At 43.6% G+C, this 20306-nt stretch carries 20 protein-coding genes and 1 riboswitch; of the genes, 17 read left to right on the top strand and 3 right to left on the bottom strand.

The window, feature by feature from the left end:
• The first annotated feature begins 57 nt into the window (after window positions 1–57).
• A complete protein-coding gene (locus tag NRI27_RS08335) occupies window positions 58–960 on the top strand; it encodes a 5'-3' exonuclease (RefSeq protein WP_371390293.1) in 903 nt (300 codons plus the stop codon).
• A 4-nt stretch (window positions 961–964) separates the two neighbouring features.
• Here the strand turns inward: NRI27_RS08335 and NRI27_RS08340 are convergent, their stop codons facing one another.
• The 3 genes from NRI27_RS08340 to NRI27_RS08350 form a co-directional block, all read right to left on the bottom strand.
• Entirely contained in the window at window positions 965–1471 is a 507-nt protein-coding gene (locus NRI27_RS08340; protein WP_371390294.1) for a hypothetical protein, read from the bottom strand.
• 92 nt (window positions 1472–1563) lie between these two features.
• Window positions 1564–2025, bottom strand: a complete 462-nt coding sequence (locus NRI27_RS08345) for an STAS domain-containing protein (RefSeq protein WP_371390295.1) — start codon at window positions 2023–2025, stop codon at window positions 1564–1566.
• Window positions 2026–2253: 228 nt separating this feature from the next.
• On the bottom strand, window positions 2254–2583 hold the full coding sequence (locus NRI27_RS08350) for a thioredoxin family protein (RefSeq protein ID WP_317943899.1): 330 nt from the start codon (window positions 2581–2583) through the stop codon (window positions 2254–2256).
• Window positions 2584–2859: 276 nt separating this feature from the next.
• Between NRI27_RS08350 and NRI27_RS08355 the strand changes: the two genes are divergently transcribed.
• The 16 genes from NRI27_RS08355 to sufB all read left to right on the top strand — a co-directional run bounded on the left by NRI27_RS08355 (window position 2860) and on the right by sufB (window position 20116).
• A complete protein-coding gene (locus NRI27_RS08355; RefSeq protein ID WP_371390297.1) occupies window positions 2860–5244 on the top strand; it encodes a 3-hydroxyacyl-CoA dehydrogenase/enoyl-CoA hydratase family protein in 2385 nt (794 codons plus the stop codon).
• 28 nt (window positions 5245–5272) lie between these two features.
• The gene (locus tag NRI27_RS08360) at window positions 5273–6448 is read left to right on the top strand and encodes an acetyl-CoA C-acetyltransferase (RefSeq protein WP_371390299.1); all 1176 of its coding nucleotides are present in this window, start codon (window positions 5273–5275) and stop codon (window positions 6446–6448) included.
• Between the two features lie 165 nt (window positions 6449–6613).
• Complete coding sequence (locus NRI27_RS08365) at window positions 6614–8401, top strand: acyl-CoA dehydrogenase family protein (RefSeq protein ID WP_371390301.1); 1788 nt, start codon at window positions 6614–6616, stop codon at window positions 8399–8401.
• Window positions 8402–8864: 463 nt separating this feature from the next.
• Entirely contained in the window at window positions 8865–9224 is a 360-nt protein-coding gene (locus NRI27_RS08370) for an arsenate reductase family protein (RefSeq protein ID WP_371390302.1), read from the top strand.
• A gap of 80 nt (window positions 9225–9304) precedes the next feature.
• Window positions 9305–9688, top strand: coding sequence for a glycine cleavage system protein GcvH (gene gcvH / locus NRI27_RS08375; protein ID WP_317943908.1), 384 nt, complete (start codon window positions 9305–9307; stop codon window positions 9686–9688).
• A gap of 60 nt (window positions 9689–9748) precedes the next feature.
• A complete protein-coding gene (locus tag NRI27_RS08380) occupies window positions 9749–10090 on the top strand; it encodes a toprim domain-containing protein (RefSeq protein WP_371390303.1) in 342 nt (113 codons plus the stop codon).
• 2 nt (window positions 10091–10092) lie between these two features.
• On the top strand, window positions 10093–10416 hold the full coding sequence (locus tag NRI27_RS08385; RefSeq protein WP_371390325.1) for a thioredoxin family protein: 324 nt from the start codon (window positions 10093–10095) through the stop codon (window positions 10414–10416).
• Window positions 10417–10473: 57 nt separating this feature from the next.
• A riboswitch (SAM riboswitch) is annotated at window positions 10474–10578 on the top strand.
• A gap of 100 nt (window positions 10579–10678) precedes the next feature.
• Window positions 10679–11704, top strand: a complete 1026-nt coding sequence (locus NRI27_RS08390) for a methionine ABC transporter ATP-binding protein (RefSeq protein ID WP_371390304.1) — start codon at window positions 10679–10681, stop codon at window positions 11702–11704.
• A complete protein-coding gene (locus NRI27_RS08395; protein ID WP_371390305.1) occupies window positions 11697–12365 on the top strand; it encodes a methionine ABC transporter permease in 669 nt (222 codons plus the stop codon). The genes NRI27_RS08390 and NRI27_RS08395 overlap by 8 nt, the downstream gene beginning before the upstream one ends.
• A 59-nt stretch (window positions 12366–12424) precedes the next feature.
• Window positions 12425–13258 carry a MetQ/NlpA family ABC transporter substrate-binding protein gene (locus tag NRI27_RS08400; RefSeq protein ID WP_371390306.1) on the top strand — a complete coding sequence of 278 codons (834 nt, stop codon included), beginning with the start codon at window positions 12425–12427 and terminating at the stop codon, window positions 13256–13258.
• A 158-nt stretch (window positions 13259–13416) separates the two neighbouring features.
• The gene (locus tag NRI27_RS08405; protein ID WP_317943920.1) at window positions 13417–14598 is read left to right on the top strand and encodes a dicarboxylate/amino acid:cation symporter; all 1182 of its coding nucleotides are present in this window, start codon (window positions 13417–13419) and stop codon (window positions 14596–14598) included.
• A 263-nt stretch (window positions 14599–14861) separates the two neighbouring features.
• A complete protein-coding gene (sufC, locus tag NRI27_RS08410; RefSeq protein WP_317943922.1) occupies window positions 14862–15641 on the top strand; it encodes a Fe-S cluster assembly ATPase SufC in 780 nt (259 codons plus the stop codon).
• A gap of 18 nt (window positions 15642–15659) precedes the next feature.
• Complete coding sequence (gene sufD, locus NRI27_RS08415) at window positions 15660–16964, top strand: Fe-S cluster assembly protein SufD (protein WP_317943924.1); 1305 nt, start codon at window positions 15660–15662, stop codon at window positions 16962–16964.
• On the top strand, window positions 16964–18184 hold the full coding sequence (locus NRI27_RS08420) for a cysteine desulfurase (protein WP_317943925.1): 1221 nt from the start codon (window positions 16964–16966) through the stop codon (window positions 18182–18184). The genes sufD and NRI27_RS08420 overlap by 1 nt, the downstream gene beginning before the upstream one ends.
• Window positions 18184–18624 carry a Fe-S cluster assembly sulfur transfer protein SufU gene (gene sufU, locus NRI27_RS08425; RefSeq protein WP_371390308.1) on the top strand — a complete coding sequence of 147 codons (441 nt, stop codon included), beginning with the start codon at window positions 18184–18186 and terminating at the stop codon, window positions 18622–18624. The genes NRI27_RS08420 and sufU overlap by 1 nt, the downstream gene beginning before the upstream one ends.
• Before the next feature lie 94 nt (window positions 18625–18718).
• Window positions 18719–20116: a Fe-S cluster assembly protein SufB gene (gene sufB, locus NRI27_RS08430; protein ID WP_371390310.1), complete on the top strand. Its 1398-nt coding sequence runs from the start codon at window positions 18719–18721 to the stop codon at window positions 20114–20116.
• Window positions 20117–20306: the final 190 nt, after the last annotated feature.

Raw genomic sequence — 20306 nt, forward strand, 5'->3', positions numbered from 1 at the left:
CCCGTTTAAGAATAAACAATATCTAACTTGCTGAAAAAAATTTTGGAGGTCTACCCAATGGAATCAAAACCACATCTTTTACTAATAGATGGCATGGCTGTGCTATTCCGCTCATTCTTTGCCACGTCAGCAATGGGCCACTTTTTCCCGAATTCAAAGGGCATCCCGACGAATGCCGTCCAAGGATTTGCTCGACACACATTGACGGCTACTTCAATTTTTAAACCAACCCATATGGCGGTTTGTTGGGACATGGCTGCACACACATTCCGGAACGATTTATTTGATGGCTATAAAGCAAACCGCCCTGAACCGGCACCAGAACTGCTACCGCAATTTGATATGGCGAGAGCACTGTCCGAAGAAATTGGTTGGAAAAACTACGGAATTCCAGGAATGGAAGCTGACGATCTAATCGGCTCACTTGTCTGTGCTTGGGAAGGGAAGGCAGACATTACAATCGTGACGGGGGATAAAGACCTGTTGCAATTACTCCGTCCGGGTGTGTCCATTGCATTTATGAAAAAAGGGTACAATATCTATGATATCTATACAGAAGAACGTTTCGTAGAAGAGTACGACATTCCACCGCATCGTTTTGTAGAAGTCAAAGCATTCACAGGGGATACAAGTGACGGCTATCCGGGTGTAAAAGGGATTGGACCGAAGACCGCGTTGAAATTAGTGAAAGAACATGGAACGGTGGAAGCGGTCATTGAGAAAATTGACCAACTGGCACCTGCCATGAAGAAAAAAATCGAAGCGGATATGGATATGTTGCGCCTCTCTAAAAAGTTAGCGCAAATCCATTGTGAAATTGAATTCAAAGAAACAATTGATGACTTACTGCTTCCTGAATTTTGTTCAGGATTGAGGGACCACTTGCGAGCGAACGAATATTCAATGGTCGTCCGGCAATTGGATTCATTGTTTCCTGCAATCGAAAAAACCACTGTCTGATCGGCTAATCAGCAGTGGTTTTTTCAACTTTAACGAAAGATAGAATGGCACGGTTTTTCTCGTACGGAATCTCACGAATGTGGCTCGCACGATGGCGGCCACCGTTGTCATGAACAAGCAACAACAAACCTGATTGAGTCTCTTTGTACCCGATAACAGGCACCCAGTGGTAATCAAAGCTATACGTGCCGAACCAGTGAAAAGAGAACCATTTATCGAATTTAGCAGCAACCGCTCGTCCATTCGCAAGTTCGACTTTTACAGCATCAATTGTGCAGGCTTCCACGATCCAACCATTACCGAGCAACTTCCGCAAATTGCGTATGAATCGCCATTTGAATAATCCGATAGGCGTGCCACCCAACTTTCGGTAAAGCTCATTAATGTGGTAGTCTAACGACTGATGGCGTAGCAATAAGAAAGCTGTTACGGGACCGCAAGCAGATTGACGATACCGCTCAGCAATATCATCGTCAAATTGTGATTTTCCTTTGAAGTTTCGAATGTACATCACGTCGAATCCCTCGCTTAATCGGTGCGACTTTTAATAGTCTAATTGCTTTAGTAGGACTACATAGAAGCTAGTAGTAAAGGCATTGTGTATTATAGCTGAATGACCGATTCATTTTCCTTTAATAGTACCTTTAACGCCATACGGAAGTTAATGTACGATTCAAAGTCCATATGAACCCCTGCACTTACAATTCTGCGAACAATACTTGGATTAAAGCCAACGGAAATCGGGCGAATATCCATCAGTTTAAGTGTATTGTTAAGCACTTCTAGTTCAAATGCAATGGTATTATAATCATGCTCATCACTTTCATTTAAATCAGAGCCTGTAAAATCAAAGATGGCACAATTGACTGTAGGATTTTCTCCTATGTATTCCAACACCTGATTACGTATCAATTCAAACCGTTCGGCCCCCGTATAGCCGACAATCGGCACGAGAATTGTGTGATCGACAATTGAAGAAATAATTGGGACGGACGTTTTCTTTATCATTTTTTCCAGCATTTCAATTCTTGCTTTCAAACGCTCTATTTCATGAATGGATTCCATTTTTCCACCTCAAATAACTGTTTTCTGTTGCACCCTTCCATTATACGACATACTCTAACAAAAAAAACAAAACTAATTCAGTAAACAAAATAATTCGCTCCAGTTGAGCGTAAAATTGAAGCGTCACACGTACAGAACAATCTACATCCACCTACTAGCCAAAAAAAATAGGCCTTTGCCTTCAAAGTGTTCACTTCGAAGACAAAAGCCTGCACCGTTACATTCAATTTACGAATTTTTTACTTCGACTGATTCCAAGAAATCAATCACTTGATCTGGCGTTTTCGCATTTGCACTGTGTAAATGCGCTTTCTTCTCACCATTTTGGAAAATGAGCAAACTTGGGATGCCCATCACTTCGTATTTCTCTGCAACTTCAGGAAGCACATCGCGATCGACGTCATACCATGTGTACGAATTGTACTCCTCAATGATCGGATCGATGAACATGTCCATACGTGTGCAATCCGGGCACCAGCCTGCTTGGAATTTGATTAATGCTTTCCCGTCACCGTTAATGACTTCGTTAAATTGTTCTACTGTCGTAATTGATTTCATCATACAACACTCCTTTTCCTTCAGTGTACAATCTTCTACACGATACGGAAACTAAAATGCCCACACTAACGCTTCCACCCGTCATCCATGAGGGAGAGTATGAATAGAATAATAGAAAAGAAAACGCGTATGTTCCAAAAAGTTTGTGAATTGAACCATATAAATATTGCGAAAACGTGTGGAATGTTCTAAACTACTAAATATAGATACCGTTTCTATTTTTTTTACGCATAAAATGAATGAGCGTTCATTCAAGAAAAGGGAGGCTTCGTAAACGTGGCATATGAAATCAAGAAAGCGGCAGTATTAGGATCAGGCGTGATGGGGTCAGGGATTGCAGCCCATTTAGCAAATATCGGGATTCCTGTCCTTTTGCTCGATATTGTCCCAAATAAGCTGACAGAAGAGGAAGAAGCGAAAGGACTGACGTTGGAAGATCGGCGCATTCGTAACAAATTTGCTTCCACTGCTGTAGAAAAACTGGTGAAGCAAAAGCCCGCTCCACTTACGACGAAAAAGAATCTTTCACTCATTGAAGTCGGAAACTTTGAAGATGATTTGGATAAATTAAAAGATGTTGACTGGGTCATCGAAGTAGTTGTGGAAAATTTAGAAATCAAAAAAGCGTTATACGAAAAAATAGATGCGGTACGCAAACCAGGAACAATTATTACATCGAATACTTCAGGGATTAGTATCGAAGCAATGGCTGAAGGACGTACAGAGGATTTCCAAAAGCATTTCCTTGGTACGCATTTCTTTAATCCACCTCGCTATTTGAAATTACTAGAAGTCATTCCGACGGCAAAGACGGCTCCTGAAGTCCTTTCCTTCATGCTCCAATTCGGGGAAGATCGCTTAGGAAAAGGTGTCGTCATCGCAAAAGACACACCGAACTTCATTGCCAATCGGATTGGGACGTATGGATTGCTCGTTACCCTTCGTGAAATGGAAAAACGCAATTATTCCATCGGAGAAGTGGATTCGGTGACAGGAACGCTTATCGGACGTCCAAAATCGGCGACATTCCGGACATTGGATGTCGTTGGACTCGATACGTTCATGCACGTCGCTAAAAACGCATATGACAAAACGGAAGGCGAAGAACAGCAAGTTTTCGAACTCCCAGCTTTCATGCAAAAGATGATCGACAACGGCTGGCTCGGCGCAAAAGCGAAGCAAGGCTTCTACTTGAAGAAAGATAGAGAGATTTTGGAACTCGACATAGAGACGTTTGAATATGTCCCAACGAAGAAATTGAAAACGCCTTCAATTGAAATGGCGAAGCAACAAAAAGGTTTGGCGAACAAAGTGAAATCCCTCGTCTACGCAAATGACCGAACAGGGGAAATCCTTTGGAGTATCCTTTCTCCAACGTTGACGTACTCTGCGCAACTAACTGGTGAAATCGCGGATGACATCGTCGCCATCGACAATGCCATGAAATGGGGCTTCGGTTGGCAACAAGGACCGTTTGAAATTTGGGATGCAATCGGTGTCGCAAAGTCAGTTGAGCGGATGAAAGCAGATGGACTGACGATCCCTTCATTTGTAGAAGAGATGCTTGCGAAAGGATTCGACACATTCTATAAGGAAGAAGAGGGAGACTTGTTCTTCTATAACGGAGATCGCTATCAGCCTGTTCCAGTAAATGAAAAGGCGATTGACTTAAAGCGCTTTAAGAAAAAGAATGGCGTCATCAAGAAGAATTCAGGTGCAAGTTTAGTAGACTTAGGGGATGGCATTGCGTTACTAGAGTTCCACTCTCAGTCGAATGCAATTGGGTTAGACATCATTCAGATGATTAACTTTGCTGTCGATGAAGTTGAAAAGAATTACAAAGGGCTCGTCATTGGCAATCAAGGCAAAAACTTCTGCGTCGGCGCGAACTTAGGCATGATCTTAATGGAAGCGCAAGACGATAATATTTTTGAACTGGATTATACAATCCGTTCCTTCCAAAACGCGATGATGAGACTGAAATATAGCCGGAAACCGGTCGTCGCTGCACCGTTCCAAATGGCGCTCGGTGGTGGGGCAGAAGTGTGCTTGCCAGCAGCACATATCCAAGCATCAATGGAAACGTATATCGGGCTTGTTGAAGTAGGTGTCGGGTTAATTCCTGGAGGGGGCGGAAACGTCAACTTGTACACAAAACACTTAAAAGGATTGCCGAACGGCGTCCAAGTGGATATTCAATACGTCGCAAACAAAGTGTTTGAAACGATTGCGATGGCGAAAGTATCGACGTCTGCTGAAGAAGCGAAAGAGAATAACTTCTTGAACTTTGCGGATGGCATAAGCGTCAATCCCGATCACTTGCTCTATGATGCAAAACAAGCGGCGTTGGCCCTATATGAAGGCGGCTATTTACCACCTAAGAAAGAAAAAGTTCCGGTAACGGGGGATTCAGGGTACGCAACAATGCTACTTGGTGCAGAAGGAATGTATTTATCGGGCTTCATTAGCGAGCATGATTTGAAAATCGCGAAGAAATTGGCATTCGTACTGTCTGGTGGCAAAGTGCCGTTCGGGACACTCGTCGATGAACAATATTTGTTGGACCTTGAACGGGAAGCGTTCCTCAGTCTTGTGGCGGAACCAAAGTCACAGCAACGTATGCAACATATGCTCCTGAAAGGGAAGCCATTACGCAACTGACGGAACAATTAGCAAAGGAGGAAAAGGGATGCGTGAAGCAGTAATTGTAGCCGGTGCACGGACACCGGTCGGAAAAGCAGGCAAAGGCTCGCTTGCAACTGTCCGTCCGGATGATTTAGGTGCATTGGCAATTAAAGAAACATTGAAACGAGCTAATGGATACGATGGACCAATTGATGATTTGATCATAGGATGCGCGATGCCGGAAGCGGAACAAGGCATGAACGTCGCGCGGAATATCGGCGCATTGGCAGGACTGCCGGATACGACACCTGCCATAACCGTCAATCGTTTCTGTTCTTCTGGTCTTCAATCGATTGCCTATGGAGCGGAGCGGATCATGCTTGGCCATGCAGAAGCGATCATCGCTGGTGGTGTCGAGTCGATGAGTATGGTGCCGATGATGGGGAATACGATCCGACCGAATATTACGCTTGCGGAAACAGCGCCTCAATACTATATGGGGATGGGGCACACAGCTGAGCAGGTTGCAATGAAATACGGTGTCAGCCGGGAAGACCAAGATGCATTCGCGGTACGCTCCCACGAAAAAGCGGCTGCAGCAATTAAAGCAGGGAAATTTGTAGATGAAATCGTTCCTGTCGAAGTTGTAAAACGATTTGTAAATGAAACAGGCAAATACGAAGAAAAAACCGTCCTGTTTGACATGGATGAAGGCGTCCGTACAGGTACGACAATGGAAGTGTTGGCCAAACTACGACCGGCGTTCTCAGTGAAAGGATCTGTCACAGCTGGAAACGCTTCGCAAACTTCCGACGGTGCGGCATCTGTCCTCGTAATGGACCGGGAAGTCGCTGAAGGAAATGGGTTGCGTCCAATTGCAAAATTCCGTTCCTTTGCTGTAGGCGGAGTGCCTCCTGAAGTGATGGGGATTGGGCCGATTGAAGCGGTACCTAAAGCATTGAAACTTGCGGGCTTATCAATCGAAGACATCGATTTGTGGGAGTTGAACGAAGCGTTCGCTTCTCAATCACTACAAGTCATCCGTCATTTAGGATTGGATATGGATAAAGTGAACGTTAACGGTGGAGCAATCGCACTTGGCCATCCACTCGGTGCGACTGGTTCCGTCTTAACAGTAAGATTGTTGAACGAATTGAAGCGCCAAGGGAAACAGTTTGGCGTCGTCACGATGTGTATCGGTGGCGGAATGGGTGCTGCAGGCGTATTTGAAATGCTGTAAACCTGCGTGTAGACGATTTCAAGATTGCGAATGAAAAACAAATGGAAGCCGTGCAATCAAGCTTAATAAGCAACTATCGTTCAACAACACATGGCTTCCTTCCGGGATAAGGCGGTCCATAAAAGACTTCCATAATAAGTTAGGTAAATAAAGGAGGAACAAACAATGGCTGAAACAAAAACAAATGAATTCGTTCGTGGTGGGGCTTTTCTCATTGAGGATCTGGATGCTTCACGCGTATTTACGCCGGAAGATTTTTCTGACGAGCAGAAAATGATTGCAAAAACGACAGAGGACTATGTGAAAAACGAAGTGTTGCCAGTAGTAGAAAACTTGGAGAACCACGAGTTTGAGCATTCGGTCCGATTATTGAAATCTGCTGGAGATCTTGGTCTATTAGGGGCAGACGTTCCTGAAGAATACGATGGCCTTGGTCTCGATAAAATCTCATCTGCGTTAATTGCAGAAAAGATGTCCGTCGCAGGTGGCTTTTCGATTACACATGGTGCACACGTCGGGATTGGTACATTGCCGATTGTTCTTTTTGGAAATGAAGACCAAAAGAAAAAGTACTTGCCGAACTCCGTATCAGGGGACAAAATTTCTGCGTATGCGTTAACGGAACCGGGCTCAGGATCTGATGCATTAGGCGCTAAAACGACAGCGAAATTGAATGAAGCAGGAACGCACTACATTTTAAATGGTGAAAAGCAATGGATTACAAATGCTGGTTTTGCGGACGTATTCGTTGTTTATGCGAAAGTCGATGGCGACAAGTTTACAGCATTCATCGTCGAAAGGGACTTCCCGGGTGTTTCTGTCGGTGCGGAAGAGAAGAAAATGGGCATCAAGTCTTCCTCCACACGGACGCTCATCCTTGAAGATGCAGAAGTACCAGTTGAAAACCTCTTAGGCGAAATTGGCCGTGGCCACATCATCGCTTTCAATATTTTGAACATTGGTCGGTACAAACTTGGTGTTGGAACAGTTGGAGGGTCGAAGCGGGCACTCGAATTGGCGATTACTTATGCGAATCAACGTCAACAGTTCAAGACGCCAATCTCATCTTTCAATTTGACAAAAGAGAAACTGGCGACGATGGCTTCCAAGTTGTACGCGACGGAAAGCTTAATTTACCGTACGGTCGGTTATTTTGAAGAGCGCAATAGCGAGATGACGCCTGAGCAACAAAAAGATGGAAAAGCGGTTGCAGCGTCCATCGCGGAATATGCAATCGAATGCTCCATCAACAAAGTTGTCGGTTCCGAAGTACTCGATTATATCGCGGATGAGGCGGTTCAACTTCACGGCGGATACGGCTTCATGCAAGAGTATGAAGTGGAGCGCATTTACCGTGACTCCCGTATTAACCGGATTTTTGAAGGAACAAATGAAATTAACCGGATGATCGTACCGGGCACGTTCTTGAAAAAAGCGATGAAAGGCGAGTTGCCTTTACTCGAAAAAGCACAAGGCCTGCAAGAAGAGTTGTTAATGATGATGCCGGAAGAAATCGGCGACGAAGCATTGGCACAAGAAAAAGTGCTTGTGAAGAACGCGAAGAAGATCGGTTTGTTGACTGCGGGTATGGCTGCACAACGTTTCGGCACGAAGCTTGAAGCGGAACAGGAAGTCCTTGTCAACATTGCGAACATCGCCAACAACATTTTCGCAATGGAGTCTGCGCTGTTACGAACAGAAAAAGCAGTCGCGAAAAATGGCGAAGCGAAAGAACAACAAAAAATCCTTTACACGGAGATTTTCTGTCAAGAAGCATTCGAAGCAATTGAAAAAGATGCAAAAGAAACATTGCTTGCTTCCGTTGAAGGCGACAACCAACGGATGATGCTATCGGCATTGCGGAAATTGACTCGCTCAACGCCATACAACATCATCGCGAAAAAACGTGAAGCGTCAGTGAAATTAATCGACGCTGAAAAATATATTGTTTGATTCAAAGATTGAATAGGGAACAACATCCAAAATGCATGAAGGGCAGATTGCCAACATGCATTTTTTTTATTTAATTATCTGTATTTAACGTTTCTATATTTAAACTATGTAGTGGATTTGAGCGGAAAAAGGCCGACTCCTCGAAAATGCTAGCGCATTTCCTTCGTGCGGTGTTTATTCGAGGAAGTCTATTCAATGTCCTGCGGGATTTCAGCACGAATGGTGAGACCCCACAGGGAAAGCCGTTACGTAGAACGGCTTTTGCGAGCAATAGCGTAGCGTTGGGAGCAAGGATGCCTTAATTTCCGCAAAGTACGCAGAAATACGGCAAATCGAACTCTTCGTTGTTCGATTGGCTCACCCGTGCCCCGCGGAAAGCGTGCCTTTTGGAGCGAAAAGGAACGGTCTATTTTAAAAATATCTGTTTTCTCTGTTATACTAGAGAAAAGTGGAGGTGCTGCAGATGACGATTACTTATTACGGCTATCCGAAATGTGGAACGTGTAAAAAAGCGGAAAAGTGGCTAACGAACAATGATGTGAACTTCGAATCCATCAACATTGCTGAAAATCCACCAACGAAAGAAACGCTTCAACAAATGATCAGCAATTCCGGATTAGACATCAAAAAATTCTTCAATGTCAGTGGGATGAAATACCGAGAATTGAACTTGAAAGACAAACTCCCTAACATGTCAGATGACGAGAAAATCGCGTTACTCGCATCGGATGGAATGCTCATTAAACGACCACTTGTAACAGATGGTACGACAGTGACGGTCGGCTTTAATGAAGCGCAATTTGAAGCCGCATGGAACGCATGATTAAGTTTCTTGTCTTTATGCATGAAATATGTAAGAATTGAATGGAAATCAATAATTGTAAACGTATGGAGGGTTATGGGATGAGCACACCTAAAGACTTGCGTTATTCTGAAGAACATGAGTGGGTAAAAGACGAAAACGGTAATTACCGCATCGGAATTACACATTTCGCACAATCTGAACTTGGCGATATCGTATTTGTTGAGCTTCCACAAGTTGGAGACGAAGTGAAAGCGGACGAGCCATTTGGTAGCGTAGAATCTGTTAAAACCGTTTCTGAGCTATATGCGCCAATCAGCGGAAAAGTACTTGAAGTAAACGAAGAATTGGAAGATAGCCCTGAATTGGTGAACGAATCTCCATATGAAGGCGCTTGGATGATCGTCGTTGAAGCATCTGACAAAGCGGAACTTGATGCATTAATGTCTGCTGAAGACTATGACAAAATGACAATCGGTGAGTAAGCACAACTAGAGCGCTGGAGCTTTCCGGCGCTTTTTCTAATGGCCTAAGGAGGCAGGGAAATGGAGTTTCGTAGAGTCGTTGTCGTAGAAGGCGGTGCTGACCGAAAGCGATTGAAAAAAGTGTTGGCAGAGCCAGTCGAGATTATTTGTACGAATGGAACAGTGAGCCCTTACCGCATTGAAGAGTTGCTGGCACCGTATGAAGATGACCAGATTTATATTTTTGTCGATGCAGATGACTCCGGAGAAAGCATTCGGACTTTATTTAAACGAGAATTTCCTGAAGCCCTCCATTTATACACGGAACGCGTCTACAGGCAAGTCGAGACGACCCCTTATCGCACGCTTGCAGCAATTTTACTTGCAGAAGGTTTTCATGTGCATCCTGAATTTTTACTTTGAAGGTGATAGAACTGAACACGATCCAAACATGGACACGTGAACAATGGGAACAAAGCAAAAAAGATCTCCCGCTAAGCGTGTTTTATTTATATACACCGATGTGTGGCACTTGCGCGGTTGCGTCAAAAATGATGGAAGTCATTTCTGTGATGAAACCAGAGTTGCCAATTGGAAAGGCAAACTTGAATTATATCGAAGATCTCGCCGTCGATTATGAAATCGAAAGTGTTCCTTGCCTGCTCATTCAGAAGGAAGGATATGTACGAGAAAAAATCTATGCTTTTCAATCTATTCCGCATCTTTTAGAAAAAATGGGTTTGACATGATTGAAAGTTCTATGGTATAAGTATATCTAATAAATTTAACGCAAATTGAATATGTCGCTCTTATAAAGAGAGGTGGAGGGAAGTGCCCGATGAAGCCCGGCAACCGTCACGAAAGTGAAATGGTGCCAAATCACGCAAAGCGCATGCTTTGAGAGATGAGAGAATGGACGAACGTTGAGATAAACGATAACGTATTGGCCTTTCTGCTTGTCTGCAGAAAGGCTATTCTTTTTGGACAAGATTGTATTGAGGTGAATTGAACATGATCGAGTTGAAAAGTGTAAATAAGATATTTGGTTCGGGAAACACTAGTATAACGGCTGTTGATAACGTCAATCTAGCTATCCATGCTGGTGAAATTTTCGGGATTATTGGGTATAGCGGTGCAGGGAAAAGTACACTAATCCGATTATTGAATGGTTTAGAACAACCTACTTCGGGATCTGTAAATGTCGCGGGTTATGAAATGGCAACCATTAGTGGAAAAGCGTTACGGGAAGCGAGACAAAAAATTAGTATGGTGTTCCAGCATTTCAATTTGCTTTGGTCGCGGACTGTAAAAGAGAATATCGCTTTTCCATTGGAGATTGCAGGCCTCAAAAAGGATGAAAGAGATCGTCGAGTCCAAGAATTAATTGATTTAGTTGGCTTGAACGGCCGGGAAAATGCGTACCCATCCCAATTGTCAGGCGGACAAAAACAACGGGTCGGCATTGCCCGGGCGTTAGCAAATGATCCACAAGTATTGCTATGTGATGAAGCCACTTCAGCACTTGATCCGGAAACGACGGATGCCATCCTCGATCTGTTAACGAGCATTAACGAGCGACTTGGTTTGACCATTGTTTTAATCACACATGAAATGCATGTCATCCGTAAGATCTGTCACCGTGTAGCGGTCATGGAAGCGGGGCGAGTTGTGGAAATCGGGAACGTCCTCGATGTGTTCCAATCACCAAAAGCGCCAATTACAAAGCGTTTTGTCTCTCAAGTGACAGAACCGACCGGCACAGAACAAGCGTTAGAACATTTAAAATCCGATCATGCAGCTGGAACGCTCGTAAAATTAGTATTCGTCGGTGAACGAACAGAGCAACCGGTATTAGCAAACTTAATTCGTACATTTGGAATCGACGTCAACATCGTGCAAGGGAACATTTCGCACACAAAAGGTGGAGCATATGGGACATTGCTGTTGCAATTGATTGGCGATGCAACAATCGTCAACGAAGCGATTGACTTCCTTCATTCCGAAGGCGTACAGACGGAGGTGATCGACCATGATTGAAACACTTTTACCAAATGTTAAATGGGATAAGATGTGGGAAGCGACGATCGAAACACTCTATATGACAGCTGTTTCAACCGTCTTCACGTTCGTGATCGGTATCGCGCTCGGTATTGTGCTCTTCCTTTCAAGTCCTGGCCAATTATGGGCGAACAAACTGACTTATGCCATTACCGGAGCGGTCGTCAACATATTCCGTTCAATTCCATTCATTATTTTAATCATCTTGTTAGTGCCGGTAACGATTTTCCTAGTCGGCACGATGCGTGGTCCGAACGCCGCACTGCCTGCACTTATTATCGGCGCAGCACCGTTTTACGCACGTATGGTGCTCATCGGTTTACAAGAAATTGATAAAGGTGTACTGGAAGCTGCACGGTCAATGGGTGCAAAGACGAGTACGATTATTTTCAAAGTACTTTTGCCCGAATCAAAACCCGCATTGTTCTCCGGTATAACCGTTACAGCCATTGCATTAGTCGGCTATACAGCGATGGCAGGAATTATTGGTGCTGGCGGGTTAGGGAATCTTGCGTATTTCCAAGGATTCCAACGAAGTCAGAATGATGTCATTCTCGTTGCAACGATTTTAATATTAGTCATCGTTTTCATCTTTCAATTCATTGGTGATGCCATCGTCCGTAAGTTGGACAAACGGTAAGTGAATGTCAGGTCAAACCTGTTCATTATAAAAAACAACTAAGAAATGGGGAGTCAATTATGAAGAAGTATTTGGCGGGGATTTTATTAGCAGTACTTGTACTTGCATTAGCAGCTTGCGGAACAAGCGATAAGAACAATGCAAGTGGCGGAAAAGAAGAGTCTACGAAATTAGTTGTCGGTGCGACGAACGTGCCACATGCACTTATTTTAGAACAAGCGAAGCCGTTGCTTGAAGAAAAAGGTTTTGAGTTAGAAATTGAAGAATACCAAGATTACATTTTGCCGAATAAGGATTTGGATGCAGGCACGCTAGACGCAAACTTCTTCCAGCACATTCCATACTTTGAAGGACAAATTGCAGACTTTGGCTATGAGTTTGCAAACGCTGGCGCAATTCATATCGAACCAATCGGCGTTTATTCTAAAAAATACAAAGCACTTGATGAACTACCTGACGGTGCGACAGTCCTCATTAGTAACTCTGTAGCCGATCACGGTCGTGTACTTTCTATGTTGGAAAAAGAAGGTTTAATTACTCTAGCAGACGGTGTTGAGAAAGTAAAAGCTGAGCTTGACGACATCGTTGATAATCCGAAAAACTTACAGTTTGAAGCAGAATACGAAGCAGCACTTATGCCGGAGTTGTACAAACAAAACGAAGGTGACTTGTTGTTAATTAACTCCAACTATGCACTTGATGCAGGCTTAAATCCATTGGAAGATGCGATTGCACTTGAAGAATCAGATTCTCCATACGTTAACATCATTGCTGTTCGTGCTGGAGATGAAGATCGTAAAGCAATTAAAGCACTTGTTGAAGTACTAACATCTGAAGAAATCCAAGACTACATCTTAAAAGAGTGGGGCGGCTCGGTTGTCCCAGTAAAATAAGTTTGTCGTTAGACTGCTTGCCTTACCATTGCCGGTAAGAAAAGCAGTCTTTTTTGATAACTACAAATATTTAAGGTAGCGTTCCTATTTCTTCTTTACTATGTTAAAGTAAATGTACAAACAAATAGACAAATGTGCATTTGGGGAGGACATAGAGAATGAAAAAGATTGGACTAATTTGGCGAATACTTATCGCCATCGCACTTGCAGTAGGGTTAGGGATGTTACTTCCAAAAATACATGAAGGATTCAGCGAATGGTTTGTCAGCTTATTTGCGACATTCAATATGATTTTTGGCGGCTTTTTGAATTTCGTCGTGCCGTTAATTATCATCGCTTTTATTGCACCGGGAATCGCCAAACTCGGGAAAGGTTCTGGAAAGCTACTAGGTATGGCTACCGTATTTGCATACGCATCAACAATCGTAGCCGGTATCATCGCTTTCTTTGCAGCAACGACTTTTTTACCGAACTTCATTCATGCCGTAGGGTCAGGTTCAGTAGAGAATGCTGGAAGACCTGCAGCAGAAGCGTTTTTTGAAATTGAGATGACACCAGTAATGGGCGTCATGTCTGCATTATTGCTAGCATTCATCCTCGGAATTGGAATGGCATCCATTAGCAGCAAAACGATGCTTTCGTTCTTTGATGAATTGAATACTCTCATTGAAAAAGTAATTTCGTACATCATTATTCCGCTATTACCGGTTCATATTTTCGGGATTTTCTTGAACATGACGTTCAGCGGGGAAGTGGCAAAAGTATTATCCGTCTTCTCCATCGTGTTTGTTATGATTATTATTTTGCATCTACTCATGCTGACGATCCAATATACGATTGCAGGAAGTGTTTCAAAACGAAACCCATTTGTGTTAATGAAAACAATGGCACCTGCTTACATGACCGCAATTGGGACACAATCTTCAGCAGCGACAATCCCTGTTACACTAAGACAAGCAAAAAAAGCAGGAGCATCCGAACGAGTAGCTGACTTTACGGTTCCGTTGTTCGCAACAATCCATTTATCCGGTAGTACGATAACATTAGTCTCTTGTTCCATTGGTGTATTGTTAATGAATGACATGCCGGTATCATTCGTAAGCTATTTGCCATTCATCTTCATGCTTGGCGTGACGATGATTGCAGCGCCGGGAGTACCAGGTGGAGCGGTTATGGCAGCAGTTGGACTCCTCGCAACAATGCTTGGCTTTGACGAGTCAATGGTGGCTTTGATGATTGCGTTGTATATGGCGCAAGACAGTTTCGGCACAGCGACAAACGTAACCGGCGACGGCGCATTGTCGATTATCGTCGATCGGTTTACGAAGAAAGAAGCATAACCCCAAACGAATACATCCGACGAACTGTGGATACCCTTGAGAAATCAGGCATCCACAGTTTTTCATTCTCAATGAACTGTGAATAAATGAAAATGTAGGCTCCTATTTTCATAAAGAAGATTGAGAAATGACGAGCTTTGAGCTAAATAAATTATAATAATTCTTAATGATTTGCAAGGGCGTCCGTAATAAGCTAAAATTAGAATGATACTAAACAGAGAATGGAATTAACCGTTCATAACGATCATATTGGAGGTATTGGAATGGCAACTTTGGTAATTAAAGACCTTCACGTTGAGATTGAAGGAAAAGAAATATTGAAAGGCGTCAATTTGACAATCAATACAAACGAGATCCACGCAATTATGGGTCCGAACGGTACTGGTAAATCGACACTTGCGTCTGCAATTATGGGGCATCCAAAATATGAGGTAACTTCTGGTTCAGTCACATTAGACGGTGAAGATGTACTTGAAATGGAAGTTGATGAGCGTGCTCAAGCGGGTCTTTTCCTTGCTATGCAATATCCAAGTGAAATTACAGGCGTAACGAATGCAGATTTTATGCGTTCTGCAATTAACTCACGTCGTGAAGAAGGCGACGAAATTTCCCTTATGAAATTCATCCGTGAATTGGACAGCAAGATGGATCTCCTTGAAATGGATCAAGATATGGCAACACGTTACTTGAACGAAGGTTTCTCTGGTGGAGAGAAAAAACGTAACGAAATTCTTCAACTCATGATGTTGAAGCCGAAATTTGCGGTGTTGGATGAAATCGACTCCGGTCTTGACATTGACGCTTTGAAAATTGTTTCTAAAGGGATCAATGAAATGCGTGGACAAGATTTCGGATGCTTGATGATCACACACTACCAACGTCTATTGAATTACATTACGCCTGATCACGTTCATGTCATGATGCAAGGCCGCGTTGTGAAGTCAGGTGGTCCTGAGCTTGCGAAGCAACTTGAAGAAAACGGTTATGACTGGATTAAAGAAGAATTAGGAATTGAAGACGAAACAGTTGGACAAGAAGCATAAGAAAGGGGACGATTCAAAATGACGGTTGAAACAAAAATGGCATTGACCGAACAGGACGTCCGCTCTTTTTCCGCACACATGAATGAAGCCGCTTGGATGGCAGATTTCCGCGCAGATGCGTTAGCGAAAGTGGAACAGCTTCCGATGCCAAAACCAGATAAAACGAAAATTGATAAATGGAACTTCATGGACTTCCCATCTCACACAGTAGAAAGCGCAACATTTGCTTCACTTGCTGAGCTACCGGCAGAAGCTAAGGAATTGGTTGGGGAAGACCAACGAAACATTTATGTACAACATAATAATACACCTGCATTCATCTCACTTTCAGAAGATTTGAAAGCGAAAGGTGTCATCTTAACAGATATTTTCACAGCATCTCGCGAGCATGGAGATCTTTTGAAAAAATACTACATGACAGATGGCGTGAAAGTGGACGAGCATCGCTTGACAGCACTTCACGCAGCGTTAGTGAACGGTGGCGTATTTGTTTACGTACCGAAAAATGTAGTCGTTGAAGAGCCTTTGCAAGTGTTATTCTTGCACAATGATCCGCAAGCATCCCTTTTCAACCATGTGATCGTCGTAGCAGATGCGAATAGCTCTGTCACGTATGTAGAAAACTATCTTTCAACTGTTGAAGAGGCTGCTGGACAAGCGAACATCATTTCAGAAGTGTTCACTGGCGACAACGCAAAAGTGATTTACGGTGCAGTGGATGTCCTTGCCAAAGGCTTCACGACTTACGTCAACCGCCGTGGCGTCACTGGCCCTCATAGCCGTATCGAGTGGGCATTAGGATTAATGAATGACAGCGACACAATTTCAGAAAATATCACGCACTTAGTAGGAAACGGTTCTTCTAGCGACTTGAAAACAGTTGTCGTTGGCCGTGGCACTCAAAAACAGAACTTTACATCAGAAATTGTTCACTGGGGCCAAGATACAGATGCGTTCATCTTAAAACACGGTGTCATGAAAGAAGGAGCTTCTTCCATCTTTAACGGTATCGGTCGAATTGCGAAAGGCGCAACACGCTCTAATGCAGTTCAAGAATCACGTATTCTCATGTTAAGCGAAAAAGCACGTGGGGATGCAAACCCAATTCTCTTAATTGATGAAGACGATGTAACAGCAGGTCACGCTGCATCTGTCGGTCGCGTAGATCCATTACAATTGTTCTACTTGATGAGCCGAGGAATTTCAAAACAAGAAGCAGAACGCCTCGTCATCCACGGCTTCCTTGCACCAGTCGTCAGCAAATTACCAATCGAAGGTGTTAAGAAGCAATTGACGGAGGTCATCGAAAGGAAAGTGCGCTAATGCTCAGCAAAGAGATCCGCAAACATTTCCCGATTCTTGACCAGGAGATTAACGGGCATCCGCTCGTTTACTTAGATAGTGCTGCGACTTCCCAAAAGCCGCAGCAAGTTATTGACGCACTAACGAATTACTACAAGCTCGACAATTCAAACGTCCATCGCGGTGTTCACTCGTTAGGGAACCGAGCGACGGAAGGGTATGAAGGAGCTCGAGAAAAAGTTCGTAAGTTCATCAATGCAAAATCAACACAAGAAGTCATTTTTATGCGCGGCGCAACAACTGCATTGAATACTGTTGCCCAAGGCTATGGACGGCAAAACGTTGGAGAAGGTGATGAAATCGTCATTACGCCAATGGAACACCACTCCAATATTATTCCTTGGCAACAACTTGCGAAGGAAAAAGGCGCAGTCCTAAAGTATATTGACCTCGAAGAAGATGGTACGCTGTCGCTCGAAAAAGTCCGCGAAACGGTCACAGAGCGTACGAAAATCGTCTCTGTCATGTATGTATCTAACGTGCTAGGTACAATGAATCCGATTCAAGAGATTGCTGAGATTGCCCATGCACATGGTGCAGTCATGGTAGTGGACGGAGCACAAGCGGCACCACATTTGAAAATCGACGTGCAAAAACTGGACTGTGATTTCCTTGCTTTCTCAGGTCATAAAATGTGCGGTCCGACAGGCATAGGCGTCCTTTATGGAAAGAAAAGCTTGTTGAATGCAATGGAACCGGTTGAATTTGGCGGTGAAATGATTGACTTCGTAGGCCTCTATGAATCTACATGGAAAGAACTGCCGTGGAAATTCGAGGGAGGTACGCCGATTATTGCAGGTGCTATCGGTTTAGGCGCAGCGATCGACTTCTTGGAAGCGATCGGATTGGACGAAATCGAACGGCACGAACACGAGCTTGCTGCGTATGCGATGGACAAAATGTCAGCAATTGAAGGGCTTGAAATATACGGTCCGAAAGATCCAGGTAAGCGTGCTGGCCTCGTAACGTTCAATTTGGATAACGTCCATCCGCATGACGTAGCAACTGTATTAGATATGAACGGAATCGCAGTGCGGGCAGGTCACCATTGTGCCCAACCGCTTATGAAATGGTTGAAAGTTTCAGCGACGGCACGTGCAAGCTTCTACGTGTATAACACGGAAGAAGATGTCGACCGCCTCGTCGAAGGACTCCGTATTGCAAAGGAGTATTTCCAATAATGTCATTAAACAATTTAGACCAACTATACCGCTCAGTCATCATGGATCATTACAAGAATCCAAGAAACAAAGGTGTACTAGCAGACAACAACATCACGGTCGACATGAACAACCCGACATGTGGAGACGTCATTCACTTAACAATGCAAGTCGAAGACGGTATCGTTAAAGATGCGAAATTTGAAGGAGAAGGGTGTTCCATTTCCATGGCATCCGCCTCGATGATGACGCAGATTATAAAAAACAAAGACGTCGATGCTGCTGTTCAGTACGCTCATGTGTTTTCGGACATGATGCTTGGCAAAGAAGTCGATGATTCCATTGACCTCGGTGATATCGAAGCCCTTTCAGGCGTCGCAAAATTCCCAGCACGCATTAAATGTGCGACATTGAGCTGGAAAGCGATGGAGAAAGGGATCGGTAAGGATTCTGACGAATAGACCCGGTGCCGACTTCTTCGTCTAGAAGTCAACAAACTGTCAAACTGCTTGTCTTGACAGGCAGTTTGGCAAATGAAAGAACGGAGGAATAATGATGGCTAAAAAAATGCCTGAAATTGGCGATTACAAATATGGTTTTAGTGATAAAGACGTATCTGTTTTCCGTTCGGAACGTGGTTTGACACGTGAAATCGTTGAAGAGATCTCAAAAATGAAAGAAGAGCCTCAGTGGATGTTGGACTACCGTCTTAAATCCCTTGAACTTTTCTACAACATGCCAATGCCTCAATGGGGCGGAGATTTGAAATCGCTCAACTTCGACGAAATTACGTATTATGTAAAACCTTCCGAAGCGACAGAACGTTCATGGGATGAGGTTCCTGAAGAAATCAAGCGTACGTTTGACAAATTAGGGATTCCTGAAGCAGAACAAAAATACCTTGCGGGTGTTTCTGCACAATATGAATCTGAAGTTGTCTATCACAACATGAAAGCAGAACTTGAAGACATGGGTATCGTCTTCAAAGATACAGATTCTGCCCTTCGTGAAAACGAAGAACTGTTCAAGCAATATTGGGGTACGGTCATTCCGAACTCTGACAACAAATTTGCGGCATTGAACTCAGCTGTTTGGTCTGGTGGATCATTCATCTACGTACCACCAGGCATTAAAGTGGATACGCCGCTTCAAGCATACTTCCGTATCAACTCGGAAAACATGGGACAATTCGAGCGTACACTCATCGTCGTAGACGAAGGCGCAAGCGTCCATTACGTTGAAGGATGTACAGCACCTGTGTACACAACGAACTCTCTTCACAGTGCGGTCGTTGAAATCATCATTAAAAAAGATGCTTACTGCCGTTATACGACAATCCAAAACTGGGCAAACAACGTCTATAACCTTGTAACAAAACGTGCTGTATGTGAAGCAAACGCAACAATGGAATGGATTGATGGCAACATCGGATCGAAACTAACGATGAAGTACCCTGCATGTATCTTAAAAGGCGAAGGCGCACGTGGAATGACTCTTTCCATCGCGCTAGCTGGTAAAGGCCAACACCAGGACGCAGGTGCAAAAATGATGCACTTAGCACCAAATACTTCATCAACAATCGTTTCTAAATCCATTTCCCAACACGGCGGGAAAGTAACATATCGTGGTATCGTTCACTTCGGTCGCCGTGCTGATGGCGCGCGTTCCAACATCGAATGTGACACGCTCATCATGGATGACCTATCGACATCAGATACAATTCCATACAATGAAATCCTAAACGACAACATTTCACTTGAGCACGAAGCGAAAGTTTCCAAAGTTTCCGAAGAACAGCTCTTCTACTTAATGAGCCGTGGTATCGGTGAACTAGAAGCAACAGAAATGATCGTCATGGGCTTCATCGAGCCATTCACAAAAGAATTACCAATGGAATACGCAGTAGAAATGAACCGCCTCATTAAGTTCGAGATGGAAGGTTCAATCGGATAATTGTATTAAAACCTTGTCACATCAATATTTGTGGCAAGGTTTTTTTGTGTGAATTAATAGTAAAAACGTAAAGCTTTAATGGCAAGTTTTATTAAGTCGGTAGGTATTCAATCTCTTATGAAATCATAAGTAACATGAAATAATGTTGGTCAATAGCATACTGCCTACCACATTGTGGACTGTATACAGA

Source organism: Sporosarcina sp. OR05 (assembly GCF_041414805.1).
Lineage (GTDB): Bacteria > Bacillota > Bacilli > Bacillales_A > Planococcaceae > Sporosarcina > Sporosarcina saromensis.

Excerpts from the sequence above, each read along its gene's own strand:
- NRI27_RS08335 (WP_371390293.1), top strand. The coding sequence starts at position 58 with ATGGAATCAAAACCACATCTTTTACTAATAGATGGCATGGCTGTGCTA.
- NRI27_RS08340 (WP_371390294.1), bottom strand. The coding sequence starts at position 1,471 with ATGTACATTCGAAACTTCAAAGGAAAATCACAATTTGACGATGATATT.
- NRI27_RS08345 (WP_371390295.1), bottom strand. The coding sequence starts at position 2,025 with ATGGAATCCATTCATGAAATAGAGCGTTTGAAAGCAAGAATTGAAATG.
- NRI27_RS08350 (WP_317943899.1), bottom strand. The coding sequence starts at position 2,583 with ATGAAATCAATTACGACAGTAGAACAATTTAACGAAGTCATTAACGGT.
- NRI27_RS08360 (WP_371390299.1), top strand. The coding sequence starts at position 5,273 with ATGCGTGAAGCAGTAATTGTAGCCGGTGCACGGACACCGGTCGGAAAA.
- NRI27_RS08365 (WP_371390301.1), top strand. The coding sequence starts at position 6,614 with ATGGCTGAAACAAAAACAAATGAATTCGTTCGTGGTGGGGCTTTTCTC.
- NRI27_RS08370 (WP_371390302.1), top strand. The coding sequence starts at position 8,865 with ATGACGATTACTTATTACGGCTATCCGAAATGTGGAACGTGTAAAAAA.
- gcvH (WP_317943908.1), top strand. The coding sequence starts at position 9,305 with ATGAGCACACCTAAAGACTTGCGTTATTCTGAAGAACATGAGTGGGTA.
- NRI27_RS08380 (WP_371390303.1), top strand. The coding sequence starts at position 9,749 with ATGGAGTTTCGTAGAGTCGTTGTCGTAGAAGGCGGTGCTGACCGAAAG.
- NRI27_RS08390 (WP_371390304.1), top strand. The coding sequence starts at position 10,679 with ATGATCGAGTTGAAAAGTGTAAATAAGATATTTGGTTCGGGAAACACT.
- NRI27_RS08395 (WP_371390305.1), top strand. The coding sequence starts at position 11,697 with ATGATTGAAACACTTTTACCAAATGTTAAATGGGATAAGATGTGGGAA.
- NRI27_RS08400 (WP_371390306.1), top strand. The coding sequence starts at position 12,425 with ATGAAGAAGTATTTGGCGGGGATTTTATTAGCAGTACTTGTACTTGCA.
- NRI27_RS08405 (WP_317943920.1), top strand. The coding sequence starts at position 13,417 with ATGAAAAAGATTGGACTAATTTGGCGAATACTTATCGCCATCGCACTT.
- sufC (WP_317943922.1), top strand. The coding sequence starts at position 14,862 with ATGGCAACTTTGGTAATTAAAGACCTTCACGTTGAGATTGAAGGAAAA.
- sufD (WP_317943924.1), top strand. The coding sequence starts at position 15,660 with ATGACGGTTGAAACAAAAATGGCATTGACCGAACAGGACGTCCGCTCT.
- NRI27_RS08420 (WP_317943925.1), top strand. The coding sequence starts at position 16,964 with ATGCTCAGCAAAGAGATCCGCAAACATTTCCCGATTCTTGACCAGGAG.
- sufU (WP_371390308.1), top strand. The coding sequence starts at position 18,184 with ATGTCATTAAACAATTTAGACCAACTATACCGCTCAGTCATCATGGAT.
- sufB (WP_371390310.1), top strand. The coding sequence starts at position 18,719 with ATGGCTAAAAAAATGCCTGAAATTGGCGATTACAAATATGGTTTTAGT.